Annotated in this window: 3 protein-coding genes; 1 reads left to right on the forward strand and 2 read right to left on the reverse strand. The window is 39.7% G+C overall.

Features of this window, described 5'->3' with window-relative positions:
• The coding region (locus CDZ87_RS17255; RefSeq protein ID WP_100754513.1) for a hypothetical protein at positions 1–216 on the forward strand (216 nt) is incomplete at its 5' end.
• A gap of 227 nt (positions 217–443) precedes the next feature.
• Here CDZ87_RS17255 and CDZ87_RS16595 read toward each other — a convergent pair.
• Together CDZ87_RS16595 and CDZ87_RS16600 are read right to left on the reverse strand one after the other, a co-directional pair.
• Positions 444–866 (reverse strand): trypco2 family protein, encoded by a 423-nt coding sequence (locus CDZ87_RS16595; RefSeq protein ID WP_100754515.1) that lies wholly within the window; start codon positions 864–866, stop codon positions 444–446.
• A gap of 114 nt (positions 867–980) precedes the next feature.
• Positions 981–1,787 (reverse strand): trypsin-like peptidase domain-containing protein, encoded by an 807-nt coding sequence (locus tag CDZ87_RS16600; RefSeq protein WP_100754516.1) that lies wholly within the window; start codon positions 1,785–1,787, stop codon positions 981–983.
• Positions 1,788–1,981 lie beyond the last annotated feature (194 nt).

Genomic DNA, 1,981 nt, shown 5'->3' on the forward strand with positions numbered 1-1,981 from the left:
ATGAGGCAACCCGACTTAGTTTCAACAAGCGCCCTCTCTTTCCAACCACAGCGCAGAACAATGGCAAATTGCCGAGGCAACTGCCAAGCCGATATGCTGATTGGCAAATATGATGCAAGCGACTTAGAGCCAGTTATACTTCAAAACAGCCACCACGACCTGAAAATGAAGCAACCCACGAACATTAGTATGTTTTACGGGCTGAGTGATTCATGAATTTAGGCCGACAATGCCGATTTGCTGAAGTACTTAAACTATCTGCCAAAGGGACAAAGAACATAGATCGAAGAAACTTTAAGCCACTGAAATACAAGTAAACATAACGCCCAATTAAGGTGTGAGGCACGCAATACCGATGCCGCTGCATACCACCTTAATAACTAAAACCGACGCATAGTAAAAATGCCACGCGTGCCGAATCACTCTTAAATTGTTTGTTATATTTATCTCTGAAACCTTGGTTTTATTGGCTTTTGTGATTTTACTGCGCCACCATTACAGGTTACGACATTTCTTTTTTGTTTATCTTTTACGGTGTCATTACGCTTTTCACGTTGCTGAAGTAATGCTTTAGGTTTCTTAGGGTTGGTAACTCGTAAATTTGATTTCTTAGCGGCCTCATTTACTTCCTGGTTCTTATAGGGAGTCAACTTCAATTTTACTTTATGCATTTGTGAGGCATTGGTCTCTGCCCCTAGCTCAAATACAACAAATTTACCTCCAGCCTTACCTTTAGCATTAAGCCCGAAGCTTACCTCTAATTCCACCTCATCCATGGTAAAGAAGGGAGAGTCACTTTCAGAAGCTTCCATTAGCTCCTTTTTAACATCATCAATAAACTCTTTAAGACTTATGTTTCCCTTCACGTGGTTCTCCTAATCTGAATAAAATATAACGCCGCATTAAGGTGTGAGCGGTGCTTGGCTATACTTGAGCGAAGCGAAACTGCCAAGCGTTGCGAATCACTCTTAAATGCTTTGTTAGCTTTCTTTTTCTAGGCTCATTTCCAATAGCACTTCTACTACGTCTTTTGTAGACGACAAAATGCATTTGTGAGACTTATGCCATTCGATTAACACTCCACGTAAGCACAGAGAAAACTCGATTTTGGTGTCGGATTGCATCAGCATAGGACGTCTCGCTTGCAGCTCAAATGCGGGACCACCGCTCATACCATATAAATCAGGTGGGCTGCCAAATTTTTTACTAAAACTATCGATTAATTTTTTGGGATGGAATTCATAGTAAAGTGGTGATTCTACGTTTGTTTTCAACTTATCAGGTGCGGAAATTTGTTTTGCTGTGATACTGAATAAATGCGGGTTTAGCCCTTTACGGTAATCACGTACTCGATTTTTTGTTCCAGGGTACCCCATTAAAAGAAAGAAAGGAGTCTCATTGACTGATTCAAAGCTAGAATCATCATAAAGGGTGGTATGAGGTAACTCTTTAATTCCCTCACTTTTCATCCATTTGTCTATACAGAATACCGCTACATCTCTTTTTTTATTAAATACAACCGCAATATGTTCGAGGATCATTTTTCGCTCACCAAATGCGATAGCTGACATTCCATACCTTTTAGCATCTGACATAACATGTTCTGCTGTAACTACAAAATAGCTACCTAGGTGTTTGACAACAAAACCTGAACCAAACCCGTTGAAATCTCGACCTTTTTCAAGGTTATTTGTGTAAAAAGGAACGATGACTTCTTTATAGCGATCAACAATTTTATCTATGTAATCTAAATTTGAGTCACTAAGCTCCGAAAAATCAAAAATCATATACCACCTATTTACTAAGAATAGCTAACGCCGCATTAAGTGGTGAGCGACGCTAAACACCAATGCCTCGACAAACCACTTAAAGCGCAAAAACTGAATTTACACTAAAACCGCCAAGCGTTGCGAATCCGTCTTAAATGCTTTGTTAGTTGCCATTCTAAACCTTTGATTTCCAGTTTATTTCCACTTTTGCC

The sequence above is a fragment of the Vibrio salilacus genome (genome assembly GCF_002811245.1).
GTDB classification, from domain to species: Bacteria; Pseudomonadota; Gammaproteobacteria; order Enterobacterales; family Vibrionaceae; genus Vibrio; species Vibrio salilacus.

What these genes read in the sequence shown, in the direction of transcription:
- CDZ87_RS16600 (WP_100754516.1), bottom strand. Translation starts at nt 1,787, where the DNA reads ATGATTTTTGATTTTTCGGAGCTTAGTGACTCAAATTTAGATTACATA.